This window comes from Variovorax sp. Varisp53 (assembly GCF_059491555.1).
Map to the genome: position 1 here is coordinate 5,765,729 of NZ_CP168512.1, position 22,883 is coordinate 5,788,611.

Annotated in this window: 25 protein-coding genes; 8 read left to right on the forward strand and 17 right to left on the reverse strand. The window is 66.1% G+C overall.

All coding sequences use genetic code 11. The features are described from left to right. Positions 1-16: 16 nt before the first annotated feature. The 17 genes from ACEOAB_RS27010 to ACEOAB_RS27090 all read right to left on the reverse strand — a co-directional run bounded on the left by ACEOAB_RS27010 (position 17) and on the right by ACEOAB_RS27090 (position 15,457). Positions 17-544, reverse strand: a complete 528-nt coding sequence (locus ACEOAB_RS27010) for a DUF3617 domain-containing protein (RefSeq protein ID WP_413749891.1) — start codon at positions 542-544, stop codon at positions 17-19. Positions 545-620: 76 nt separating this feature from the next. Further along, the gene (locus ACEOAB_RS27015; protein ID WP_413749892.1) at positions 621-1,325 is read right to left on the reverse strand and encodes a phosphatase PAP2 family protein; all 705 of its coding nucleotides are present in this window, start codon (positions 1,323-1,325) and stop codon (positions 621-623) included. A 25-nt stretch (positions 1,326-1,350) separates the two neighbouring features. Further along, a complete protein-coding gene (locus ACEOAB_RS27020; RefSeq protein WP_413749893.1) occupies positions 1,351-2,514 on the reverse strand; it encodes a Gfo/Idh/MocA family protein in 1,164 nt (387 codons plus the stop codon). Positions 2,515-2,664: 150 nt separating this feature from the next. Then, on the reverse strand, positions 2,665-3,627 hold the full coding sequence (locus ACEOAB_RS27025; RefSeq protein WP_056589335.1) for a substrate-binding domain-containing protein: 963 nt from the start codon (positions 3,625-3,627) through the stop codon (positions 2,665-2,667). 47 nt (positions 3,628-3,674) lie between these two features. Continuing rightward, the gene (locus ACEOAB_RS27030) at positions 3,675-4,706 is read right to left on the reverse strand and encodes an ABC transporter permease (protein ID WP_413749894.1); all 1,032 of its coding nucleotides are present in this window, start codon (positions 4,704-4,706) and stop codon (positions 3,675-3,677) included. Beyond that, the gene (locus ACEOAB_RS27035) at positions 4,669-6,207 is read right to left on the reverse strand and encodes a sugar ABC transporter ATP-binding protein (RefSeq protein ID WP_056589342.1); all 1,539 of its coding nucleotides are present in this window, start codon (positions 6,205-6,207) and stop codon (positions 4,669-4,671) included. Before ACEOAB_RS27035 ends, ACEOAB_RS27030 begins: the two co-directional genes overlap by 38 nt. Continuing rightward, the gene (locus ACEOAB_RS27040; protein ID WP_413749896.1) at positions 6,204-7,373 is read right to left on the reverse strand and encodes an ROK family protein; all 1,170 of its coding nucleotides are present in this window, start codon (positions 7,371-7,373) and stop codon (positions 6,204-6,206) included. Before ACEOAB_RS27040 ends, ACEOAB_RS27035 begins: the two co-directional genes overlap by 4 nt. 306 nt (positions 7,374-7,679) lie before the next feature. Continuing rightward, a complete protein-coding gene (locus tag ACEOAB_RS27045; protein ID WP_007830205.1) occupies positions 7,680-8,099 on the reverse strand; it encodes a F0F1 ATP synthase subunit epsilon in 420 nt (139 codons plus the stop codon). A gap of 12 nt (positions 8,100-8,111) precedes the next feature. Further along, a complete protein-coding gene (gene atpD, locus ACEOAB_RS27050) occupies positions 8,112-9,512 on the reverse strand; it encodes a F0F1 ATP synthase subunit beta (protein WP_007830203.1) in 1,401 nt (466 codons plus the stop codon). A 134-nt stretch (positions 9,513-9,646) separates the two neighbouring features. Beyond that, a complete protein-coding gene (locus tag ACEOAB_RS27055) occupies positions 9,647-10,030 on the reverse strand; it encodes a hypothetical protein (protein WP_495653227.1) in 384 nt (127 codons plus the stop codon). Positions 10,031-10,119: 89 nt separating this feature from the next. Further along, positions 10,120-10,995, reverse strand: a complete 876-nt coding sequence (gene atpG / locus ACEOAB_RS27060) for a F0F1 ATP synthase subunit gamma (RefSeq protein WP_007830201.1) — start codon at positions 10,993-10,995, stop codon at positions 10,120-10,122. Between the two features lie 33 nt (positions 10,996-11,028). After that, positions 11,029-12,642 (reverse strand): F0F1 ATP synthase subunit alpha, encoded by a 1,614-nt coding sequence (atpA, locus tag ACEOAB_RS27065; protein ID WP_007830199.1) that lies wholly within the window; start codon positions 12,640-12,642, stop codon positions 11,029-11,031. 39 nt (positions 12,643-12,681) lie between these two features. Continuing rightward, entirely contained in the window at positions 12,682-13,212 is a 531-nt protein-coding gene (locus ACEOAB_RS27070; protein WP_413749718.1) for a F0F1 ATP synthase subunit delta, read from the reverse strand. A gap of 8 nt (positions 13,213-13,220) precedes the next feature. Continuing rightward, a complete protein-coding gene (locus ACEOAB_RS27075; protein WP_007830193.1) occupies positions 13,221-13,691 on the reverse strand; it encodes a F0F1 ATP synthase subunit B in 471 nt (156 codons plus the stop codon). A gap of 81 nt (positions 13,692-13,772) precedes the next feature. Further along, a complete protein-coding gene (atpE, locus tag ACEOAB_RS27080) occupies positions 13,773-14,036 on the reverse strand; it encodes a F0F1 ATP synthase subunit C (RefSeq protein WP_007830191.1) in 264 nt (87 codons plus the stop codon). A gap of 61 nt (positions 14,037-14,097) precedes the next feature. Beyond that, complete coding sequence (atpB, locus tag ACEOAB_RS27085; protein WP_413749719.1) at positions 14,098-14,967, reverse strand: F0F1 ATP synthase subunit A; 870 nt, start codon at positions 14,965-14,967, stop codon at positions 14,098-14,100. Between the two features lie 4 nt (positions 14,968-14,971). Next, positions 14,972-15,457 (reverse strand): ATP synthase subunit I, encoded by a 486-nt coding sequence (locus ACEOAB_RS27090; RefSeq protein WP_007830187.1) that lies wholly within the window; start codon positions 15,455-15,457, stop codon positions 14,972-14,974. A 157-nt stretch (positions 15,458-15,614) separates the two neighbouring features. Here ACEOAB_RS27090 and ACEOAB_RS27095 point away from each other — a divergent pair, with 157 nt between their 5' ends. From ACEOAB_RS27095 to ACEOAB_RS27130, 8 genes are all read left to right on the forward strand, one after another. Beyond that, positions 15,615-16,508 carry a D-amino acid aminotransferase gene (locus ACEOAB_RS27095; RefSeq protein WP_413749720.1) on the forward strand — a complete coding sequence of 298 codons (894 nt, stop codon included), beginning with the start codon at positions 15,615-15,617 and terminating at the stop codon, positions 16,506-16,508. Further along, positions 16,505-16,813 (forward strand): YbeD family protein, encoded by a 309-nt coding sequence (locus ACEOAB_RS27100; protein ID WP_413749721.1) that lies wholly within the window; start codon positions 16,505-16,507, stop codon positions 16,811-16,813. Before ACEOAB_RS27095 ends, ACEOAB_RS27100 begins: the two co-directional genes overlap by 4 nt. Before the next feature lie 31 nt (positions 16,814-16,844). Beyond that, positions 16,845-17,573: a lipoyl(octanoyl) transferase LipB gene (lipB, locus tag ACEOAB_RS27105; protein ID WP_413749722.1), complete on the forward strand. Its 729-nt coding sequence runs from the start codon at positions 16,845-16,847 to the stop codon at positions 17,571-17,573. Between the two features lie 7 nt (positions 17,574-17,580). Continuing rightward, positions 17,581-18,582 (forward strand): lipoyl synthase, encoded by a 1,002-nt coding sequence (gene lipA, locus ACEOAB_RS27110; protein ID WP_056589367.1) that lies wholly within the window; start codon positions 17,581-17,583, stop codon positions 18,580-18,582. A 101-nt stretch (positions 18,583-18,683) separates the two neighbouring features. Then, entirely contained in the window at positions 18,684-20,021 is a 1,338-nt protein-coding gene (locus tag ACEOAB_RS27115) for a glycosyltransferase family 4 protein (protein ID WP_495653228.1), read from the forward strand. Further along, on the forward strand, positions 20,018-20,794 hold the full coding sequence (locus ACEOAB_RS27120) for a hypothetical protein (protein WP_413749724.1): 777 nt from the start codon (positions 20,018-20,020) through the stop codon (positions 20,792-20,794). The genes ACEOAB_RS27115 and ACEOAB_RS27120 overlap by 4 nt, the downstream gene beginning before the upstream one ends. 19 nt (positions 20,795-20,813) lie before the next feature. Continuing rightward, the gene (locus ACEOAB_RS27125; protein WP_413749725.1) at positions 20,814-21,770 is read left to right on the forward strand and encodes a Gfo/Idh/MocA family protein; all 957 of its coding nucleotides are present in this window, start codon (positions 20,814-20,816) and stop codon (positions 21,768-21,770) included. Further along, on the forward strand, positions 21,767-22,873 hold the full coding sequence (locus ACEOAB_RS27130) for a DegT/DnrJ/EryC1/StrS family aminotransferase (RefSeq protein WP_413749726.1): 1,107 nt from the start codon (positions 21,767-21,769) through the stop codon (positions 22,871-22,873). The genes ACEOAB_RS27125 and ACEOAB_RS27130 overlap by 4 nt, the downstream gene beginning before the upstream one ends. Positions 22,874-22,883: the final 10 nt, after the last annotated feature.

The following is a 22,883-nucleotide window of genomic DNA, read 5'->3' on the forward strand; positions in this document are numbered from 1 at the left end:
CCCGGCGTGCGGCGGGCTACGGCTTCTTCGGCCGGTTTTTCGCCATGTCGAGCACGTTCATCTTCATGCCGTTGGACATGACCATGTCGCCCGGCTTCTGGTCGGCCTTGCAAGGCCCGATCCACTTGGCCTCCATGACGCTCGCGCCTTCGGCACGGCCCATCAGCGGCGGGTTGTAGGTCGACTTGCTTTCCATGCGGTAGGACGTGCCGAAGTCGCCGCTCAACACGGCATGCGAGGTGGCGACCGTGTTGCCGATCTTGCAGACCGAGTCCATCACCAGCTTGCCGCCGTCGGAGCGCAGCTCTTGCTTCGAACACATGTCCTTGCCCATGCCCTGGCCCATGTCGCGCAGCGCCTTGTCGCTGGCCGCGTCGATGCACTGCTGCACGGTGTGGCCGGCGCCGGGTCCCTTGCCCGTGCCGTCCCCGGTCTGGATTTCCCACAGGCCGGGTTTGCGCGAGGGGAAGTCGAGGGCGAACGCAGGGCATGCGACGGCGCTGGCCGCGATGCAGGCTGCGAGGGAGGACAAACGAATCTTCATGGCGGACTCCCGCACCGGTGGCGACGATGCCCGGGTTGTACCGCGCACCCCGCCGCGGCGGAATACCGCAATCGGCCTACGCCGGTCGCGCGTGTACCGGTGCGAGCGCCGGGCCGCGCTGCCGTGTGGCGACACCGAGCGCCACGCCCAGCGCCAGGCCGCCCAGCACGTCGACCAACACATGCTGGCGCACCGCCATCGTCGAATAGACGATGCCGACGGCCCAGGCCACGTTGACGATGCGCAGCCACGCCGGCGCTCCCACCTCGCGCAGTTGCCGCGCGAGAGCGACACAAGTGAACACCGAGAACGACACATGCAGCGAAGGAAAGGCGTTGCCCGCCGAGTCGACCATCTTGAGGAACTGCAGCGAGGTGCCCGGCACGGTGTCGACCGCGAAGTTCGGAATCGCCGTGGGCATGAACCAGAACACGAGCAGCGCGAAGACCGTCATCGCCGCGCAGCCGAAGGAAAAGCTCGACAGCTCGCGCTTGTCCTTGGCCAGCAGCACGGGCAGCGCGATGTAGCCCCAGAGCGAGAGGTACACCGGCAGCAGCGCTGGCCAGAAGGCGATGAGATGGTCGACGGCCGTGAGCGGCAGCACCCAGGCTTGGCCGGCGTGCTTCATGATCCAGAAGTACAGGGGGAAGAAGCCGAGAGTGGCGACCGTGTTGCCGACCAGCTTCAACGGAAACAGTGTGATGCAGCGCCGCCACAGGGCAGCCACCCAGGGCTGCTGTGCCGTCGATGAAGAAGATGCGTCGGAGGCGGAAGGTGTCATGGAGGCCTGTGCAGCGCGCAGCGCGCTACCAGGGCGTCCACTTTAATTCGCTTTTCGCCGAGGCCACAGTGCGCTCGATGAATCGCACGCCGCGCGCGCCGTCTTCCACGCGCGGGTAGTCGGCGTCCAGCGGGTCGGCCGGTTGGCCCGCCAGCCGCGCGCGGATGTCCGCCGCCACGCCCGCGTAGACATTCGCGAAGGCCTCGATGAAACCTTCGGGGTGCCCCGCCGGCAGCCGGCTCGCGCGCTTCGCGGATTCGCACAGCCAGGGCGCGCCGCGCGTCAACACGCGCTTCGGTCCATCGTGCGGCAGATGCATCAGCTGGCTCGGCTGCTCCTGGCGCCACTCGAGCGTGCCCAGCGTGCCGGAGACGCGCAGGCGCAGGTCGTTCTCCAGGCCGGTGTTGATCTGCGAGGCGATCAGCACGCCGCGTGCGCCGTCCTTGAAGCGCAGCAACAGGCTGCCGTCGTCGTCGAGCAAGCGGTCCGGCACCAGCGCGCTCAGGTCCGCGCACAAGCTGTCGATCTGCAGCCCCGTGACGGTGGCGACGAGGTTCTCGGCATGCGAGCCGATATCGCCGATGGCGCCCGCCGCGCCGCTGCGTGCGGGGTCGGTGCGCCAGTCGGCCTGCTTGTTGGTACCGCCTTCGACGTGGCTGGCGAGCCAGCCCTGGTTGTATTCGACGACGACCTTGCGCACCTCGCCGATCTCGCCCGAGCGCACCATCTCGCGCGCCTGCCGCACCATCGGATAGCCGGTGTAGTTGTAGGTAACGCCGAACACCGTGCCCTGCTTCGCCACGGCGGCGACCAACGCCTCGGCCTGCTCGAGCGTGTGCACCAGCGGCTTGTCGCACACCACGTGAAAGCCGGCTTCGGCAAAGGCCTGCGCCACCGGAAAGTGCACGTGATTGGGCGTGACGATCGACACGAAGTCGATGCGCTCTTCCAGCGGGCGCTTCAACTCGTCGGCCAGCAGCGACTGCCAGTCGCCGTGGTTTCGATCGTCGGCCAGGCCGAGGTCGCGGCCCGAGGCGCGCGCCTTGTCCGGGTTCGACGACAACGCGCCCGCGACGAACTCGATTTGTCCGTCGAGCGCCATGGCCTTGCGGTGCACGGCGCCGATGAAGGCGTCTCGGCCGCCGCCGACCATGGCGTAGCGGAGTTTGCGAGTAGGTGTGTCTGTCATCGATCGTCTCGGCATTTCCGGAAACTTTTCCCTCTCCCTCTGGGAGAGGGTCAGGGTGAGGGCATTGGCGTTTGCACGCGCACGGTCTTTGCCATCGCCGCCGGCCCTCACCCCAGCCCTCTCCCCGAGGGGAGAGGGAGCAAGACGCCCTCAGAAAGGCGAGTTGGGGTGATAGAAGTCTTTTGCGTTTTCCTTGGTGATCAGCACCGAAGGAATGATCGTCGTCGCCGGCAGCTTCTCGCCCTTCAGCCGCGCCTCGGCCGTCAGCTTGATCGCGTCGTAGATGAACTTCGGCGAGTAGCTCACGTCGGCGGTGATGCGCTTGTCCTTGCCGTCCATGATGGTCTTGACCATGCCCTTGGCGCCCGCACCGCCGAAGATGATCTTGATGTCGTCGCGCTTGGCCTGCTCGATGGCCTTGAGCACGCCCACGGCCATGTCGTCGTCGGCCGCCCAGATGGCGTCGATGTTCTTGAAGCGCGTCAGGTAGTCCTGCGTGACCTTGAAGGCGTCGTCGCGGTTCCAGTTGGCGTACTTGGCGTCGAGCAGCTTGATGTCGGGGCTGCCCTTGAGCACGGCGTTGAAGGCGTCCATGCGCTCGTTGTCGAGCGTGGTGGCGATGCCGCGCAGTGCCACCACGTTGCCCTTGCCGCCGAGCTGTTTGACGATGTACTCGGCCGGGATCTTGCCGAAGGCGGTGTTGTCGCCGGCCACGTACGCATCCTGCGCGCTGGTGTCGGTCAGGCCTCGGTCGACCACGGTGACGTACGCCCCCTTGGCCTTAACCTGCGCGACCGGCTTCGTCAGTGCAGCCGATTCAAACGGGAACACGACCAGCGCGTTGATCTTGGTGACCGTCGAAAGATCCTGCAGCTGGTTGGCCTGCTCGGGCGCGTTCGCCGCGGTCTTGATCGTGATCTTCAGGTCCTTGTGTTCCTTCTCGAGGTCCTTCTTCGCCTGGTTGGCCCAGTAGTTGATGCCGCCCATGAAGCTGTGCGTGGCCGCGGGAATCGAAACGCCGAGGTTGACCTTCTCCGCGGCGAGCGCGGGCAGGCTGGCGAATGCAGCAGCGGCAACTGCCGTGAGTGCGATGCGTCGGGTGAAAGTCGTCATGCTGGGTGTCTCCTTGTGGTTAATGGAACTGGAACAAACAAAAGGGCCTATCGGCGCCCTCGCTGCAGGAAGGCCACGATGATGATCACGAAGCCCTGCACCGCCGCATTCAGGTACACGCTGATGATGCTGGTGAGGTTCAGGATGTTGCTGATGACCGAGAGCAGGATCGCGCCCACCACGGTGCCGGTGATGCTGCCCACGCCGCCCTTGAGCGCGGTGCCGCCGACGATCACGGCCGCGATGGCCTCGAGTTCCCACAGCAGGCCGGTGGTCGGCGATGCCGAACCGAGGCGCGGCACGTACAGCAGGGTGGCGATGCCCACGCACACGCCGAGCAGCACGTAGGTCAGGATCTTCACGCGGTCGACGTCGACGGCCGCGTAGCGCGCCACCTGCTCGTTGGAGCCGATGGCCTGCACGTAGCGTCCGTAGGCCGTGCGATTCAGGATCACGCCGCCGATGATCGCGACGATCACGAACACCCACACCGGCACCGGGATGCCCGCGAGGCTCGCGTAGTACACGGGCGCATAGAGGTCCGACAGCTCGTTGTCGAGCGTGAGCGCGCCGCCGTCGGCGAAGTACGTGAGGTAGGCGCGGAAGATGCCTAGCGTGCCCAGCGTCACGATGAAGGGCTCGATGCGTCCCTTGGTGATCAGCAGGCCGTGCGCAAGACCGAACACTGCGCCGAGCACCACCGCCAGCACCGCGCCCATCACCACCGCCAGCAGCGGCGAGCCCGACGCCGGGCCGGCCCAGTTGATGAACATGATCACGCTGCCCGCGATGAGCGCGGCCATCGAGCCCACCGACAGGTCAATGCCGCCCGAGATGATCACGAAACACATGCCCACCGCGATGATGCCGATGAAGGCCGTGCGCGTGAGCACGTTCATCGCGTTGTCGAGCGTGGCGAAGTCGCCGTTCAGCAGCGTGCCGGCAATGCACAGCAGCGCGAGTCCGATGACCGGGCCGAGCCCGTGCAGGCGCTGCGTCCAGCGCGGCGCCGCCTCGCTGCGGTGCTGCTGTTGCGCGGCCTCAAGCGACTGCGGGGGAGTTTGCGGTTCCGGTGGCATGAGCGATGAGCTCCTCTTCTGTCAGATGGCCTGCATCGAGCGTGGTGACGAGCCGGCCCGCGCGCATCACCGCGACGCGGTGGCACAGGCCGATCAGCTCCATCAGCTCCGACGAGACGACGATCACCGCGAGCCCTTCGCGGGCGAGTCGCTGGATCAGGAAATAGATGTCGCGCTTGGCGCCCACGTCGACGCCGCGCGTGGGCTCGTCGAGCACCACCACCTTGGGACGAGGTTGCAGCACCTTGGCGAGCGCGAGCTTCTGCTGGTTGCCGCCCGACAGCGACGAGGCCTTGACGTCGAGCGAACCGGTGCGGATGCCGTAGTCCTTCACCGCCTCGGCCAGCGCGCCGCGTTCGGCCTCGGGCTTGAGCCATGGCTGTGCATAGCGCTCGAGCGCCATCAGCGTGAGGTTCTGACGCAGGCCGAAGTTGACGTGCAGGCCCTTGCCCTTTCGGTCTTCGCTGAGGTATGTGAGGCCGTGCCTCGCGGCATCGCGCGGGTTGCGCCAGCCTTTGCCGCCGGGCACGGGCTTGCCGAGCACCTCGACGCTGCCGCTCGCGGGGCGCAGGCCGAGCAGCCCTTCGAAGAGTTCAGTGCGGCCCGCGCCGACGAGGCCCGCGAAGCCGAGGATCTCGCCGGGGCGCACCTCGAAACTCGCGTCCTGCGCCCAGCCGGGCACGCTGAAGTTGCGCACGCGCATGGCGGGTGCATCGGCCGCCACGACCACGTCGCGCGGCGGGTACAGGTCGGCCAGCTCGCGGCCCACCATGAGGTTGGCCATCTGCTGGCGCGTGACCTCGGCCGTGGGCGCGCGCGCGACGAAGCGGCCGTCGCGCATGACGATCACTTCGTCGGTGACCTGCTCCACTTCGTCGAGCTTGTGCGAGATGTAGACGATGGTCACGCCGTCGGCACGCAACTGCGCGATGAGCTTGAACAGGCGCTCGGTTTCACCCGGCGTCAGCGTCGCGGTGGGCTCGTCCATGATGAGCAGGCGCGCGCGGCGGGCGATGGCCTTGGCGATCTCGACGAGCTGCTTCTCGGCGACGATGAGGCGGCGCACCTTGGTGCGCGGGTCGATGTTCAGACCGACGGCGGCGAGCGCGGAGGCAGCGTCGCGCTCCATCGTGGCGTCGTCGAGCAGCCAGCCCTTCTTCTTTTCATGGCCCAGGAAGATGTTCTGCGCCACGCTCAAGTCTTCCGCGAGGTTGAACTCCTGGTGGATGAGCACGATGCCCAGCGCCTCGGCGTCGCGCGAACTCCCGAACCGCTGCGGCTGTCCGTTGATGCGCAGCGTGCCGCCGCTCAGCGATTCATAGCCCGCGAGGATCTTCATCAGCGTCGACTTGCCCGCGCCGTTCTCGCCGAGCAGCCCGTACACGCGGCCGGGCGCGAGCGCGAAGCTCACGCCGTGCAAGACCTGCACGGGGCCAAAGGCCTTCACCACGCCGTCGAACTCGACGGCCACGCTGCCCTTGCCGATGCCGGCCGCCGTCATGGCGCCACTCCCCGGACCTTCAGCGTCTCGTGCATCGCGAGCACGCCCGCGCCGACGAGGCCACCCTGCGTGCCGAGCGGCGTGTACTGGATCTCGAGGTGCCGCGTGGAAAGTGCCAGCGAGCGCTGGTACACGCTCTGCCGCACGGCCGCAAGAAACAGCGGGCCGATGCGCGTGATGCCGCCGCCGATGAACACGTGCGACGGATTGAAGAAGTTGACGACCGACGCGAGCATCTGCCCGATCAGGCTGCCCGCGCACTGGATGATGGCGTTAGCCGCCGTATCGCCGCCGCGACTGGCCTGGCCCACATCGATCGCGTCGATGCGCCCGTGCACGCGCAGGCACTCGGCGAGCGCCGCGCTTTCGCCGGCTTCGGCCGCCTGCATCGCCATGCGCGTGATCGCGGGGCCGGCGGCCATGGCCTCGACGCAGCCAAGATTGCCGCAGTGGCAGCGCGGGCCTTCCTGGTCGACGCAGATGTGGCCCACGTCTCCGGCCGAACCGGCCGCGCCGCGGTACACCTCGCCGTGGCAGACGATGCCGCAGCCGATGCCGGTACCGATCTTGATGACGAGGAAGTTGCTCAGCGAACGCTTGAGGCGCCAGAGTTCGCCGAGCGCCATCAGGTTCACGTCGTTGTCGACGAAGACGGGCGCCGCGTAGTCCTCGCGCAGGTAGTCGCGGATCGAGAAGCTGTCCCACGCCGGCATCAGTGGCGGATTCACGAGCTGGCCGATCTCGAAGTTCACGGGGCCGGGCACGCCAATGCCGATGCCGAGCACGTCCCTGGCGCCTACATTGCAGCGGGCCAGCAGTTCGCGCATGAGCGTGCGCACGCGCGCCAGCACCACGGCCGGGCCTTCGCGCACGTCGGCGGGTTCGTCGTGCTGCGCGAGCACGGTGAGGTTGGGCCGCAGCACGGCCACATCGAGACTGGTGGCGCCGATGTCGATGCCGACGAGCACGCCGAGCCCGGCATTCAGCTGGAGGTTCTCGGCGCGGCGCCCGCCCGAGGAGCGCTGCAGGCCGGCTTCGGCAAGCAGGCCCTGGTCGACGAGGCCGGCGATCAGCCCGTTGGCCTTGCTCTTGGAAAAGCCGAGCTGCTCGGCCATGGCATGGCGCGATCCGCCGGCCGACCAGAAGGTCGTCTCCAGCAGCCGCATCTCGTCCGCAGTGATGCCACTCCAACGTGCCACGCGTCTTGTCTCCGGTGTTCTTGTCTTCGCCGCACCCTGGTTGGGGCGAAGGCGAATACTAGGCGGAGGTCTTTAGCCGGACAAGGCTGAACTTCGACCAAATTCAGATCAAAGAAGCGACGATGGCGGAGCGGTCCAGGCGCAAAAAAGCCGCCCGAAGGCGGCTTATTCGAAAAACACCGCGGAACCGGCTTTGCCGGGCCGCTGGTGTTGCCCCCTGCAAGGGGGTTGGCGTAGCGACACGAAGTGCGCGCAGCCTGGGGGTGTGCCTATTTACTTTTTCTGGCGGTACTTGCGCAGCGCAGCGATCTGGGCGGCCATCACGGCCAGCTCCGATTGCGCCATCGCGATGTCGATGTCGCTCTTCGCATTCTTCAGCGCTTCCTCGGCTGCGGCCTTGGCCACATTGGCCTTTTCGTCGTCGAGGTCCTTGCCGCGGATCGCGGTGTCGGACAGCACGGTGACGGCATTGGGCTGCACTTCGAGAATGCCGCCGGCCACGAAGACGAACTCTTCGCCGCCGTCGGCCGTTTCGATGCGCACGGCGCCGGGGCGGATGCGCGTGATCAGCGGGGTGTGGCGCGGGTAGATGCCGAGCTCACCGGCTTCACCGGGCAGCGCGACGAACTTGGCTTCGCCCGAGAAGATCGACTCTTCCGCGCTGACCACGTCCACATGAATGGTGCCTGCCATGGTGATTCCTTCTTAAGCGACCTTCTTGGCCTTTTCGAACGCCTCGTCGATGCTGCCCACCATGTAGAACGCTTGTTCCGGCAGGTGGTCGGCTTCGCCGTTCACGATCATCTTGAAACCACGGATGGTTTCGGCCAGGGGCACGTACTTGCCGGGCGAGCCCGTGAACACTTCGGCCACGTGGAACGGCTGCGACAGGAAACGCTGGATCTTGCGGGCGCGGGCCACGGCGAGCTTGTCGTCGGGAGCCAGTTCGTCCATGCCCAGGATGGCGATGATGTCGCGCAGTTCCTTGTAGCGCTGCAGCGTGCCTTGCACGGCGCGGGCCACGTTGTAGTGCTCTTCGCCGACCACGTTCGGGTCGAGCTGGCGCGAGGTCGAGTCCAGCGGGTCCACGGCGGGGTAGATACCGAGCGAAGCGATGTCACGCGACAGCACCACGGTGGAGTCCAAGTGGGCGAAGGTCGTTGCGGGCGACGGGTCGGTCAAGTCGTCGGCTGGCACGTACACGGCCTGGATCGAGGTGATCGAGCCGACCTTCGTCGACGTGATCCGCTCTTGCAGACGGCCCATTTCCTCGGCCAGCGTCGGCTGGTAGCCCACGGCGGAAGGCATGCGGCCCAGCAGAGCCGACACTTCGGTACCGGCCAGCGTGTAGCGGTAGATGTTGTCCACGAAGAACAGCACGTCACGGCCTTCGTCGCGGAACGACTCCGCAATGGTCAGGCCGGTCAGCGCCACGCGCAGACGGTTGCCCGGGGGTTCGTTCATCTGGCCGTAGACCATGGCGACCTTCGAGTCTTCGAGCTTCTCGAGGTTCACCACGCCGGAGTCGGCCATCTCGTGATAGAAGTCGTTGCCTTCGCGGGTACGTTCACCCACACCGGCGAACACCGACAGACCCGAGTGAGCCTTGGCGATGTTGTTGATGAGTTCCATCATGTTCACGGTCTTGCCCACGCCGGCGCCGCCGAACAGACCCACCTTGCCGCCCTTGGCGAACGGGCACACCAGGTCGATCACCTTGATGCCGGTTTCCAGCAGGTCTTGCGAAGGCGACAGTTCGTCGTACGCGGGAGCCTTGCGGTGGATCGAAGCGGTGAGCTCCTGGCCGACCGGGCCGCGTTCGTCGATGGGCGCGCCCAGCACGTCCATGATGCGGCCGAGCGTGGCCTTGCCCACGGGCACCGTGATGGGTGCGCCGGTGTTCTTCACGATGATGCCGCGGCGCAGGCCGTCGGACGAGCCCAGCGCAATCGTGCGCACCACGCCGTCGCCGAGCTGTTGCTGGACTTCGAGAGTCAGCGCGCTGCCTTCGAATTTCAAGGCGTCGTACACCTTGGGCATCTGGTCACGCGGGAACTCCACGTCGACCACGGCGCCGATACATTGGACAATTTTTCCTTCAGCCATGGCGTTTCCTTCTGGATGGATCTCAATAAATTTGCGACAGGTTCTTGCAGAAGCGTCCTGGTGCCGAAACGGGCCGCTTTTGCAAGAATGCCGGACGGGCCGGCACCCTTGAGTTTCTTGTCGTCGTCAGCTCATCAGCACTTCATGGCCGTTGCTTGCGCAGCGAAGGCGTCCGAAGCAGCCTTGCAGGCCTGGCCCAGCGCAGCCTTGTCCGCGCCCATCGAAGCCCAGGTGGCCTTCGTCTGGTCGAGGTTGGCCTTCATCGCGTCGGCGGCAGCACCGCTTTGCGAAGAAACGCATGCCTGCACCTTGGCGAGGTAGTCGTTGCACTCCTGCGGCAGGTCGGCCGATGCCGTCGGGGCGGCGGCGGGAGCGGCCGGCGCTGCTGCGGGAGCGGGGGCCGGAGCGGGCGCTGCGGGTGCAGCGGCGGGAGCCGGTGCAGGCGCGGGCGCCTCTTCCTTCTTGGAGCAGGCAGTCAGGGCGGCGGCAACCGCCACCAGGGCAAGAATCTTCTTCATTTTGCGCAGAGTCCCCTAAAAATAGGCCTTGGGTTAACGAACGCGCAGAGCGCATCCGATCAGCAACGCGGCCTGTTGCATTGCCTCGATCAAACGCCTGCGGCCGCAGCCGCGCCGGACACGATCTCGGACAGCTCCTTGGTGATGCCGGCCTGACGGGTCTTGTTGTAGACCAGCTTCAGTTCGCTGATCACGTTGCCCGCGTTGTCGGTCGCAGCCTTCATGGCCACCATGCGCGCCGAATGCTCGGACGCCATGTTTTCGGCCACGGCCTGGTACACCAGCGACTCCACGTAGCGCACCAGCAGTTCGTCGATCACGCTTTGCGCGTCGGGCTCGTAGATGTAGTCCCACGAGTGATGACCCGACTCGACCTGCAGCGTCTCGGCCTTCAGCGGCAGCAGTTGCTCCACCATCGGCTCTTGCTTGATGGTGTTGATGAACTTCGTGTAGCACAGGTACACGGCCGACAGCTTGCCTTCGGCATAGGCGTCGAGCAGCGTCTTGACCGGCCCGATGAGCTTGTCGAGATGCGGCGTGTCGCCCAGGTGCGTCACATGGGCCACCACGCGGGCGCCGATGCGGTTGAGGAAACCCAGACCCTTGCTGCCGATGGCAACCGACTCGACCACGTTGCCCGCCGCCTGCGCTTCGCGCAGCTTGGCCGTCACGGCACGCAGCAGGTTGGTGTTCAAGCCGCCGCACAGGCCCTTGTCGCTGGTCACGATGATGAAACCGACGCCCTTGGCCTCGGTCGTCTTCATGAACGCGTGGGTGTACTCCGGGTTCGCCTTGCCAAGATTGGCCGCGATGTTACGGATCTTTTCGCTGTAGGGGCGAGCGGCGCGCATGCGTTCCTGCGCCTTGCGCATCTTGGAAACCGAGACCATTTCCATGGCCTTGGTGATCTTCTTGGTGTTTTCCACCGATTTGATCTTGCCGCGGATTTCCTTACCAGCTGCCATGAGAGCTCCTTCTTGCGTCGATCAAGGCGTCGATCAGGCGAACGACTTCTTGAACGAAGTGGCGGCGGCCAGCAGTTCGGCTTCCGCGTCCTGGCAGACCTTCTTGAAAGCCTTCTTCTCGTCGCTGTCGTCGGCCTTGGCGGGCTTCGGGTCCCACTTGGCGCCGTTCTTTTCCATCGTGGCCAGCAGGGGTGCGTGGCTCGACTTGAGGAACTGGTGGAAGCCGTGTTCGAACGAGAGAACCTTCTTGACGTCGATGTCGTCCATGAAGCCCTTGTTCACCGCGAACAGCGTGGCGCTCATCAGCGAGATGGGCAGCGGGCTGTACTGGGTCTGCTTGAGCAGTTCGGTCACGCGGGCACCGCGGTCGAGCTGCTTGCGGGTGGCTTCGTCGAGGTCCGAGGCGAACTGTGCGAAGGCCGCGAGTTCGCGGTACTGCGCCAGGTCGGTACGGATACCGCCGGACTGGTTCTTCACCAGGTTGGTCTGAGCCGACGAACCCACGCGCGACACCGAAATACCGGCGTTGATGGCGGGGCGGATACCGGCGTTGAACAGGTTGGTTTCCAGGAAGATCTGGCCGTCGGTGATCGAGATCACGTTGGTCGGCACGAAAGCGGACACGTCGCCGGCTTGCGTTTCGATGATCGGCAGTGCGGTCAGCGAGCCGGTCTTGCCCTTGACTTCACCCTTGGTGAAGGCTTCGACGTAGTCGGCGTTCACGCGGGCTGCGCGCTCGAGCAAGCGGCTGTGGAGATAGAACACGTCGCCAGGGTAGGCTTCGCGGCCCGGCGGGCGGCGCAGCAGCAGCGAGACCTGGCGGTAGGCCACGGCTTGCTTGGACAGGTCGTCATAGACGATCAGCGCGTCCTGGCCGCGGTCGCGGAAGTATTCGCCCATCGTGCAGCCCGAGTAGGCCGACACGTACTGCATGGCCGCCGATTCGGAAGCCGATGCCGCCACCACGATGGTGTAGTCCATCGCGCCGGCTTGTTCGAGTGCGCGCACCACGTTCTTGATCGACGAAGCCTTCTGGCCGATCGCAACGTAGACGCAGGTCATGTTCTGACCCTTCTGGTTGATGATCGCGTCGATGGCGACGGCCGTCTTGCCGGTCTGGCGGTCGCCGATGATCAGCTCGCGCTGGCCACGGCCGACGGGCACCATCGAGTCGACGGACTTCAGGCCGGTCTGCATCGGCTGGTCGACGGACTTCCGTGCGATCACGCCGGGAGCGACCTTTTCGATCACGTCGGTCATCTTGGCGTTGATCGGACCCTTGCCGTCGATCGGCTGGCCCAGGGCATTCACCACGCGGCCGATGAGTTCGGGACCCACGGGCACTTCCAGGATGCGGCCCGTGCACTTGACGGTGTCGCCTTCGGAGATGTGCTCGTACTCGCCCAGAATCACGGCGCCGACGGAGTCGCGCTCGAGGTTCAGTGCGAGGCCGAACGACGGCGTGCCGTCTGCGCTCGGCGGGAATTCAAGCATTTCGCCTTGCATCGCGTCCGACAGGCCGTGCACGCGCACGATGCCGTCGGTCACCGAAACCACGGTGCCTTCGTTGCGGATGTTGGCGCTGACCCCGAGGCCCTCGATGCGGCTCTTGATCAGTTCGGAAATTTCTGCGGGATTGAGTTGCATGACTCTTTCCTTCTTTCTTTGTAAGGCGATGGAGACCGGTCAGGCCGCCAGCGCAACTTTCATTTGTTCAAGGCGCGCTTTGACGGAGGTGTCGAGCACCTCGTCGCCGACCACCACACGAATGCCACCGATCAGTTCCGGCTCTTGCTGGACCGTGACCTGGAGCTTGCGACCGAAGCGCTTTTCGAGCGCGGCCGCCACACCGGCCAGAGCCGAGACTTCGATCGGAAAGGCGCTGTAGACCACGGCGTCGGACGAGCCGCTCTTCGCGTTGGCCAGTGCCCGGAACTGCTTCGCAATTTCCGGCAGCACCGAGAAACGCCCGTTCTCGAGGAGCGCAGCCAGGAAGTTCTGGGCCGCGGCGGGCAACGGCGCAGCGAATGCACCGGCGACCACGCCGAGAACCTGCTCGGCCGTAACCTTGGGGTTGTCGGCGAGCTGCTGGAGCTCCGGGTTGGCCCCGATGGCGGCAACCTTTTCGAGCCAGACGCTGGTTCCGGCGACGTCGGACGACGACGCCTTGAAAAGCGCCTCGGCGTAGGGGCGTGCAATGGTGGCGAGTTCAGCCATGGCTTCTATCAGAGTTCGGTCTGCAGGCGGGCGAGCAAATCGGCGTGAACGCCCGCATTCACTTCCTTGCGCAGAATCTGCTCTGCGCCCTTGACGGCCAGCGCGGCAACCTGCTCGCGCAGGGCTTCACGGGCCTTCAGTGCCTGCTGGTCGGCTTCGACGCGTGCGGCAGCAACGATCTTGTTGCCTTCCTCGGTCGCGCGGGCCTTGGCCTCTTCAACGATGGCCTGGGCGCGACGTTCGGCGTCGGCAAGACGCTGTGCGGACTCGTTGCGTGCCTGGCCCAGTTCGGCTTCCACGCGCTTGTTGGCGGCGGACAGCTCGGACTTGGCCTTGTCGGCGGCAGCGAGGCCTTCGGCGATCTTCGCAGCGCGGTCGTCCAGCGCTTTCGCGATCGGCGGCCACACGAACTTCATCGTGAACCCGACCAGGATCAGGAACACGATCATCTGAACGATCAGGGTACCGGTAATGCTCACTTTTCACCCTCTCTTTGGGATTGAATCGAAGCCATTCGCTAGGGGACTAGGGAACGACGACGCAGGTCCGACGAGAAAGACTTACTTCGGCAGGTTGGCGATCTGAGCCAGGAACGGGTTGGCCGTTGCGAACCACAGAGCGATACCGGTGCCGATAATGAAAGCGGCGTCGATCAGACCAGCCAGCAGGAACATCTTGGTTTGAAGTTCACCCATGAGTTCAGGCTGACGTGCGGCCGACTCGAGGTACTTGCTGCCCATGATGCCGATGCCGATACATGCGCCCACAGCGCCCAGACCGATGATCAGGCCGGCGGCCAGTGCAACAAAGCTAATAACTTCCATGATGACTCCTAGAGGACTTTGGTTGAAGAGAAAACGAAAAACAAAAAACGAAAGCGGATGATCAGTGGTGATCGTGGGCCTGGCCGATGTAGACCAGCGTCAGCATCATGAACACGAAGGCTTGCAGCGTGATGATCAGGATGTGGAAGATGGCCCAGGCCGTGCCCGCGATGATGTGGCCGATGGCCAGGCCGATGCCGGTGGCCGACACGGACCAGGCACCGCCCATCAGGGCGATCAGCAGGAAGATCAGTTCGCCGGCGTACATGTTGCCGAACAACCGCATGCCGTGCGAGACGGTCTTTGCGATGAACTCGATCATCTGCATGGCGAAGTTGAAGGGATACAGCGCCCAGTGGTTGCCGAAGGGTGCGGTAAACAGCTCGTGGATCCAGCCGCCGGCGCCCTTGATCTTGATGTTGTAGAAGATGCAGATCAGCAGCACGGCCACCGACATGCCCATCGTCACCGAGAGGTCGGCGGTGGGCACGACGCGCAGGTAGGCGTGGTGCGGGTCTTCGCCCGCGATGCCGAAGACCTTGGCCCAGATCGCCGGGAACAAATCGACCGGGAACAGGTCCATTGCGTTCAGCAGGAAGATCCACACGAAGATGGTGAGGGCCAGCGGTGCGACGAACTTGCGGCTCGTGGCGTTGTGCACGATGCCCTTGGCTTGCTGGTCGACCATTTCAACCAGCAGTTCGACGGCGGCCTGGAAGCGCCCCGGAACGCCCGACGTGGCCTTGCGTGCAGCCAGCCAGAGCAACCAGCAGCCCAGGATACCCAGAGCGATGGAGAAAAACAGCGAATCGAAGTTGAAGACCGAAAGATCGGCCACACCTGCAGGCTTGGAGCTTTGCAGATGCGTCAAGTGGTGAACGATGTATTCACCAGCGGTCTGACCATGTTCCGCAGCGTTTTCAGCAGCCATTCCGTTACTCGTCTCGTTGTTGCCGGCGCCGGGGCGAGAACATCACCGCCAACCAGGCCGCCTTCATTGTCACCACCAGGCCGATCAGCATTGCTGGCCAGCTCAGCGCCGTTATCAGCCTTGGCGCGGCGATCAGCATCGCCACGGACAAGGCCATCTTGACCATTTCCCAGAGGAAGAACCCGAACACCGCAGTGCCTGGATTCAGGGAAGAGAACCTGCCGGTCAACCCGCGTGCGAACACCGCCGCCGGAATGACCACCGCGATCGCGCCGTAAGCGGCGGACCAACCCAGATTTTGCCTCCCCGTCAGTCCCCAGGCGGCCAGAGCCACCACCAGACCGACAACCAACTGCCCCGCGACCACCCGCCATGGGGAGACCGAAGGGTTCTTTGCCCGCAGTTCACGCGCCTCATCGGCGGTCAACGGCTTGAATTCTGCGTCGAGGTCTTCAGCGACCTCCGAGTCTTGACGGGCGATTTTTTTCATTTCGAATGAAGCCCGGATGACGACCCAGAATTTCTACAAAGCCATTGATTATAAGTAAAAACCCAGCCTGTCCCGCCACCTGCGCTGTCGCGCATGCAAATCGATGCCGCATTCCCTGACGCGAACCCGACGCGGCGCACGCAACCATAATTCCGGCATGCACCCTATCACCGATGCCCTGCCCGCCACGCTTTGTTACCTCGATGGCGAATACACCGCCCTGCGCGACGCGAAGATCAGCGTCCTCGACCGAGGCTTCATTTTCGGCGACGGCATCTACGAATACGTCCCCGTCTACTTCGGCCAGCCCTTCTGCTTCGAGGAGCACATGGCCCGCCTCGACCGCTCGCTCGCCGAACTGCAGATAGAAAACCCGCTGTCGCTCGCCCAGTGGCGCGAGATCGTGATGCGGCTGGTCGCGCCCGGCGGCGATGCACCCCAATCCGTTTACTTTCAGGTGACGCGCGGCGTGGCCCCGCGCGACCACGCGATGGTGCGCGGCATCCGCCCGACGGTGTTCGTGATGGTGAACCCGCTGCCGCCCATCTCCGATGCCATCCGCGCCAAGGGCGTGGCCTGCGTCACCGCGGCCGACTTCCGCTGGCAGAAGGCCCACATCAAGAGCACCAGCCTGCTGGGCGCCGTGCTTGCGCGCCAGATCAGCGTGGAAGCCGGCGCGACCGAGACCATCATGTTCCGCGACGAATGGCTCAGCGAGGCCTCGTCGAGCAACGTGTGGATCGTGAAGGACGGCAAGCTGATGGGCCCGCCGAAGAACAATCTGGTGCTGACCGGCATCCGCTACGGGCTGTTCGAGCGCCTGAGCAACTCGCTGGACATTCCATTCGAACTGCGGCGCATCTCCCGGGAGGAAGTGTTCGCCGCCGACGAGCTGCTGATCTCATCGGCCAGCAAGGAGCTGCTGCCCGTCGTCACCCTCGACGGGCAGGCTATTGGCAATGGCCGCCCCGGCCCCATCTACCAGAGCTTGTATGCGGCCTACCAGCAGGCCAAGCAACACAACGCACAGAAACACGGAGCCCCGGCATGACCGACAACACGACCACCACCGAAACCACCTCGATCCCCGATCCGCGCAAGGAATCGCTGATCGAGTACCCCTCGCCGTTTCCGATCAAGGTGATGGGCGCCAAGGTCGACGGCTTCGTGCACGCCATCACCCAGATCGCCGAGCGCTTCGACCCCACCTTCGACGCCACCACCGTCGAGCTGCGCGACAGCAAGGCCGGCAACTACCTCGGCGTGACCATCACCGTCACGGCCACCAGCCGCGAGCAGCTCGACGACATCTACCGCGCGCTGTCGGCGCACCCGATGGTCAAGGTCGTGCTTTGAGCCGCGAGTTGTCCGCACGGCAGGCCATTCCATGACAGACGCCGCCGCGACCGTCCCCGCCATCGAGCTGTGCCCGCTGGGCCGCGTCGATTACGCCGACACCTTCGCGGCAATGAAGCAGTTCACGCAGGAGCGCACAGCGGACACGCCCGATGCGCTGTGGATTTGCGAACACGCCCCGGTCTTCACGCAAGGCATCGCGGGCAAGCAGGACCACATCCTGAACCCCGGCGCCATTCCCGTCGTGCAGACCGACCGCGGCGGCCAGGTCACTTTCCACGGCCCCGGCCAGGTGGTGGCCTACCCGCTGATCGACCTGCGCCGCGCGGGCTACTTCGTCAAGGAATACGTCTATCGCATCGAGGAATCGGTGCTGCGCACACTGGCTCACTTCGGCGTCACCGGCCACCGCGTGGCGAGCGCGCCGGGCATCTATGTGCGGCTCGACGACCCGTTCTCGCACGCGATGCTGAAAGCATCGCCTTCAAACGGTTCGGCCCTCGCTGGTCCTCTGCCCGCGGGCGACCCGTTTCGCGGTCTCGGCAAGATCGCCGCGCTGGGCATCAAGGTGAGCCGCCACGCCACCTACCACGGCGTGGCGCTCAATGTCGAGATGGACCTCGAACCCTTCTCCCGCATCAACCCATGCGGGTATGCGGGGCTGCAGACGGTCGACCTTTCTACAATCGGCATCCAAACCACATGGGAAGAAGCCGCCACGGTGCTGAGCCAGAAGCTCGGCGCCTTCCTGGCGCCTTGACACACCAATGAGCACCACAGAAGTCGTCCGCGACGCCCAAAGCGCCGAAAACTACAACCCGCTGGCCAAGCAGAAGGCCGCGGCCAAGCTCTCGCGCATCCCCGTCAAGGTGGTGCAGCAGGGCGAGGTGCTCAAGAAACCCGAGTGGATCCGCGTCAAGGCCGGCAGCCCGACCACGCGCTTCTACGAAATCAAGCAGATCCTGCGCGAGAGCAACCTGCACACGGTCTGCGAAGAGGCCTCGTGCCCGAACATCGGCGAATGCTTCGGCAACGGCACGGCCACCTTCATGATCATGGGCGACAAGTGCACGCGCCGCTGCCCGTTCTGCGACGTGGGCCATGGCCGCCCCGACCCGCTCGACAAGGACGAGCCGCTCAACCTCGCGAAGACCATCGCCAAGTTGCGCCTGAAGTACGTGGTGATCACCAGCGTCGACCGCGACGACCTGCGCGACGGCGGCAGCCAGCACTTCGTCGACTGCATCCGCAACATCCGCGAGCTCTCGCCGATGACGCAGATCGAGATCCTCGTGCCCGACTTCCGCGGCCGCGACGACCGCGCCCTTGAAATCCTCAAGGCCGCGCCGCCGGACGTGATGAACCACAACCTCGAGACCGCGCCGCGCCTGTACAAGGAAGCGCGTCCCGGCAGCGACTACCAGTTCAGCCTGAACCTGCTGAAGAAGTTCAAGGCGCTGCACCCCGACGTGCCGACCAAGAGCGGCATCATGGTGGGCCTCGGCGAGACCGACGAGGAGATCCTGCAGGTCATGCGCGACATGCGCGCGCACGGCATCGACATGCTGACCATCGGCCAGTACCTGTCGCCGTCGGGTTCGCACCTGCCGGTGCGCCGCTACGTGCACCCAGACACCTTCAAGATGTTCGAGGAAGAGGCCTACAAGATGGGCTTCAGCCACGCGGCCGTGGGCGCGATGGTGCGCTCCAGCTACCACGCCGACCAGCAGGCAGGACACGTTCTGGCCGGCGCGCCCTCGCTCGATTGAACGCCGCGGCGACCGTCCCAGCGGCGGACGCGCCGCAGTCAGGCAGGCCGATGCACTTCCTGCTGGCCATGTGCTTCCTGGTGCATCGAACAGGCGCGGAAATGTTCACCCGCGACCTGGCGCTGTGGCTGCGCCGCCGCGGCCACGCCGTCACGATCTTTGCAACGGCCTTCGGGGACATGGCCGACGAACTGCGCTTTGCCTCGATTGCCTGCGTCACCGAACTGAGCGACATCGCGGCGCGGCCGAACGTGATCATCGGCAACACCCACCACGAGACGGTTCGCGCGCTGCTGCATTTCCACGACGTGCCGGTCCTCACGATCTGCCACGACCGAAGCGCCGAACACGGACGCCCGGCGCAGTTCACCCAGGTCGTATGCCATGTGGCCGTCGACGAGAACTGCGCGGAGCGCCTGGTGCACGAGTTCGGCATCGCGCGCGAGCGCATCGAGCTGATCCAGAACGGGGTCGATCTTTCGCGCTTTCCGCGGCGCAGCGAGCTGCCGGCCCGGCCCCGGACGGCGCTGGTCTTCAGCAACTACGCCTCGCACGACGCGCAGCTCGAGGAGATCCGCGCCGCCTGCGTGCAGCGCGGACTGTCGCTGGACGTGATCGGCAGCGGCACCGGCAACCACCTGCCCGACCCGGCCGAGGCACACGGCCGCTACGACATCGTCTTCGGCAAGGGGCGCTGCGCCACCGAGGCACTGTGCACCGGCAACGCGGTGGTGGTGCTCGATCCGAGCGCGGGCATGGGCGAGATGGTGACGGCGGCCACCGCGGCCCACGCGCGGCGCTGGAATTTTGGCCGGGCGCTGCTGATCCGGCCGATCACGCGGGAGAACGTGGGCGCCGAGCTCGACCGCTACGACGCCGAGGATGCAGGCAAGGCCGGCGAATGGATGCGTGCGCATGGCGGCCTCGACGCAACGCTCGGCGCGCTCGAGCGCTGCGCGCAGGGCATGGCCCTGCAGCATCCCGTGATCGAGGTGCCCGCGAGCCAGCGGGCGAACGAGGTGGCCCGCTACATGGAGGACTGGATCCGGCGCGGCAACCCGTCGGCGGCGCATCTGGCTGTTGCGTCCTTGCAGCAGCACATCGGGTGGATCCAGCAGTCCTTCAACGACCATCAACGCATGCATCAAGCTCGAATCGACGCGCTGCAGGCAGAGCTACAACGCCAGGCCAAAGAGGCACGCCGGCAGACGGAGCTCGCCGCCATGCAGACCGCCGCGCAGGCCGCACAGGCGGCGCAATCGAACGCCGACTGCAACGCACGGCTGACCGAAGCCGAGCAGCAGACCCGGCAGGCGCGCACCGAACTCGCCCTGCTCCAGGCGCAGTTGCGCGAGGTCTACGCCAGCCGTTCGTGGCGTGTGACCGGACCGCTGCGGCGGGTGTCAACCCTCGTCCGGCCCGGCGGTCCACGCGCATGAAGGCGCTGGTGATCGCCGCCCATTCGGGGCACGAACTGTTGCTGTGGAAGTGGCTGCGCAACGAGCGGCCGGACTTCGTGGTGCTGACCAACGGCGCCGGTTCGAGCGGCGTGCCGCGGCTCGAACCGACGATCGACAACCTCGCACGCGCGGGGGCCCGCTGGATTGCGGATGTGGTGCAACCGGTTGCCGATGCCGACATCTACCGGGCGCTGCTCGAAGGCGACACGCGCCTGTTCACGCAGTGGGTGCACGCCTTGACGACGCATGTCGTCGAACAAGGCATCGACTGCATCGTCGCCGACGAAGCCGAGGACTACAACCCTTCGCACGACCTGTGCCGCCTGCTGGCCAACCAGGTCGCCGCGCACGCCGCGGCGCGCGGCCGCACGGTCGTTTCGCTCGGCTATCCCACCGTGGGCCATCCGAGTCCACCGGCACGGCTGGCTTCCGAGCGCCATGTCATGGTCGAGCTCGACGGCCCCGAGTTGCAGGCCAAGCTCGACGACATGCACGGTTACGCGCGCAGCTTCGGCGGCCAGCTGGAGCGCGAGCTGGCGGGCTTCATCGCCGAGTTCGGCGCCCAGGCTTATGGCCGGGAATGCCTCTTCGCCGCGCAGCCCACGCGCTATGAACTGGCGGAGGCGCCCGCCACCAAACCCGCCTTCGAAATCTTCGGAGAGGAACGCGTCGCGGCCGGCGTCTACAAGCACGTCATCCGCGGCGCGCATCTGCAGGCCGTGGCGGATCGGCTGCGCGACGCGATGCGATGACACATCCATCGATGCCTCGATGACCTTCACGACGCCCGCCAGCGACGACAGCCCGACCGCCATCGCCGCCGACACGGCAGCCGCGAGCCCGGCCGACGCCGCACTGGCCCATGCGATCGTGGGCCTTGGCCGCTTCGGCAGCATCCACGCCCGAAAGCTCCTCGCCCTGCGCGGCTTCCAGCTGCGCGCCCTCGTGGATTGCTCGTCGTCGGCCCGCGCCGGCGCGGAACTCGCGGCGCTGCCATTGCTGTCCAGCCTTGACGACCTACCGCCGGGCATCGCGTCGGCCACCGTTGCCACCAGCGACGACGCGCACGCCGAGCTTGCCCTGTCGTTGATGCGGCGTGGCTGCCACGTGCTGGTCGAAAAGCCGCTTTGCATCGACCGGCACGACGGTGCCCTGATGATCCGCACGGCGCGGCAATGCGGCGTGACCCTGAGCACCGGCCACATCGAGCGCTTCAACCCCGTGTTCGACGCCGTGCTCCTCGCCCGGCTGCGCAATGCCGCGGCAAGCCACCGCCAGGACCAGCGTCCGTTCATGCGGTTTCGCCGCTATTCGACGCGCATTGCCATGGCCAGGGAGAGCGTGCTGGACCTGATGGTGCACGACCTCGACCTGTTCGCCTGGCTGTGCGCGATTCCCGCGGAAGCGCCAATGGAAGTGCTCGCACGGCACATCGATGTGCACAGCGTGCGCGCGCGCGTGCGGCTGGGCACGTTGGTCGCCGAATTCGAGAGCGGCTACGCCAGCACGCCGGCGATCGCTCAATTGCAGGTGTGCGATGGCCACCGGGAGCAGTTGCTGGACCTGCGCAGCGGCGCGCGTTCGACGACAACGACGACCGGCGACGACGCCCTGGCACGGCAGTACCACGGCTTCAGGCGCGCCATCCTGGGCCAGGCCAGCCGCGTCGCCTCGGGTGCCGATGGCCTGGCGGCCGTGACCCGGGCTTGCCAGGTACTGCACGCATGAAGATCCCGCTGTTCCGGTCGGCCGCATCTGCCGAGCCGAAAGCGGCGCACCTGGCCCAGTCCCTCGCCGCAGTGCTGCGCAGCGGCGTGTACATCCTCGGTCCGCAAGCCGAGGCTTTCGAGGCACGGCTGTCCGGCCTGCTGCAAGGCCGCGAGACCGTGGCCGTGGGATCGGGCTCCGAAGCGCTTCTGCTGGCCTTCAAGAGCCTCGGCATCGGAAGCGCGGGCGGAGGGGCCGCGCTGGACGAGGTCCTGCTGCCGAGCTACACCTTCGTCGCCTGCGCGGAAGCGGTGCTCGCTGCGGGCGCGCGGCCGGTCTTCGTCGACAGCGCGCCGGACGACTTCCTGCCGACGCTCGCGCATTTCCGCGACGCCCGCACGCCACGCACCCGCGCGATCCTCGCGGTCGGCCTCTTCGGCGACCCGAGCGGCCTGCCCGAACTGGCCGCCTACTGCCGCGACGAGAAGCTGTGGCTGATCGAAGACGTGGCGCAATGCCTGGGCGCCCATGCCGCCGGCACCTGGGGCGACGCCACGGCGATGAGCTTCTATCCGACCAAGACCCTCGGCGCCGCCGGCGACGCCGGTGCGCTGGCCTTCAGGGATCCGCAGCACGCCCGCAAGGCCCGGCTGCTGCGCAACCACGGCTACGCCGACGGCCGGCACCACTGCCTCGGGCACAACAGCCGCATGGACGAATTGCAGGCCTGCCTGCTCAATGCCGCACTGGACGACTTTCCGGACAACATCGCGCGACGGCGCGCCATCGCAGCGCGCTACATGGCGGCCTGGGCGGACTGTCCGATCGGTTTGCCGCGAGACTCGGCGGGCCACGCGTGGAACTATTTCGTCGTCACCCTGCCCGGCCCCTGCGAACGCGCGGCCTTCGCGGCGCGGCTGGCCGCATCCGGGATCGCAACCCGGGTCTACTACGAGCAACCGCTGCACCGGCACGAGGCGCTGCGGCCCTGGCACGGCACCGGCGCCCTGCCGCACAGCGAAAAACTGGCCGGCTGTTCGCTCGCATTGCCGCTCTATCCGATGCTCGGCGACGAGGAAATCGAGTACATCATCGGCGTCGTACGGCAAGCTTCCGGCGCATAGCGGCGGCCAA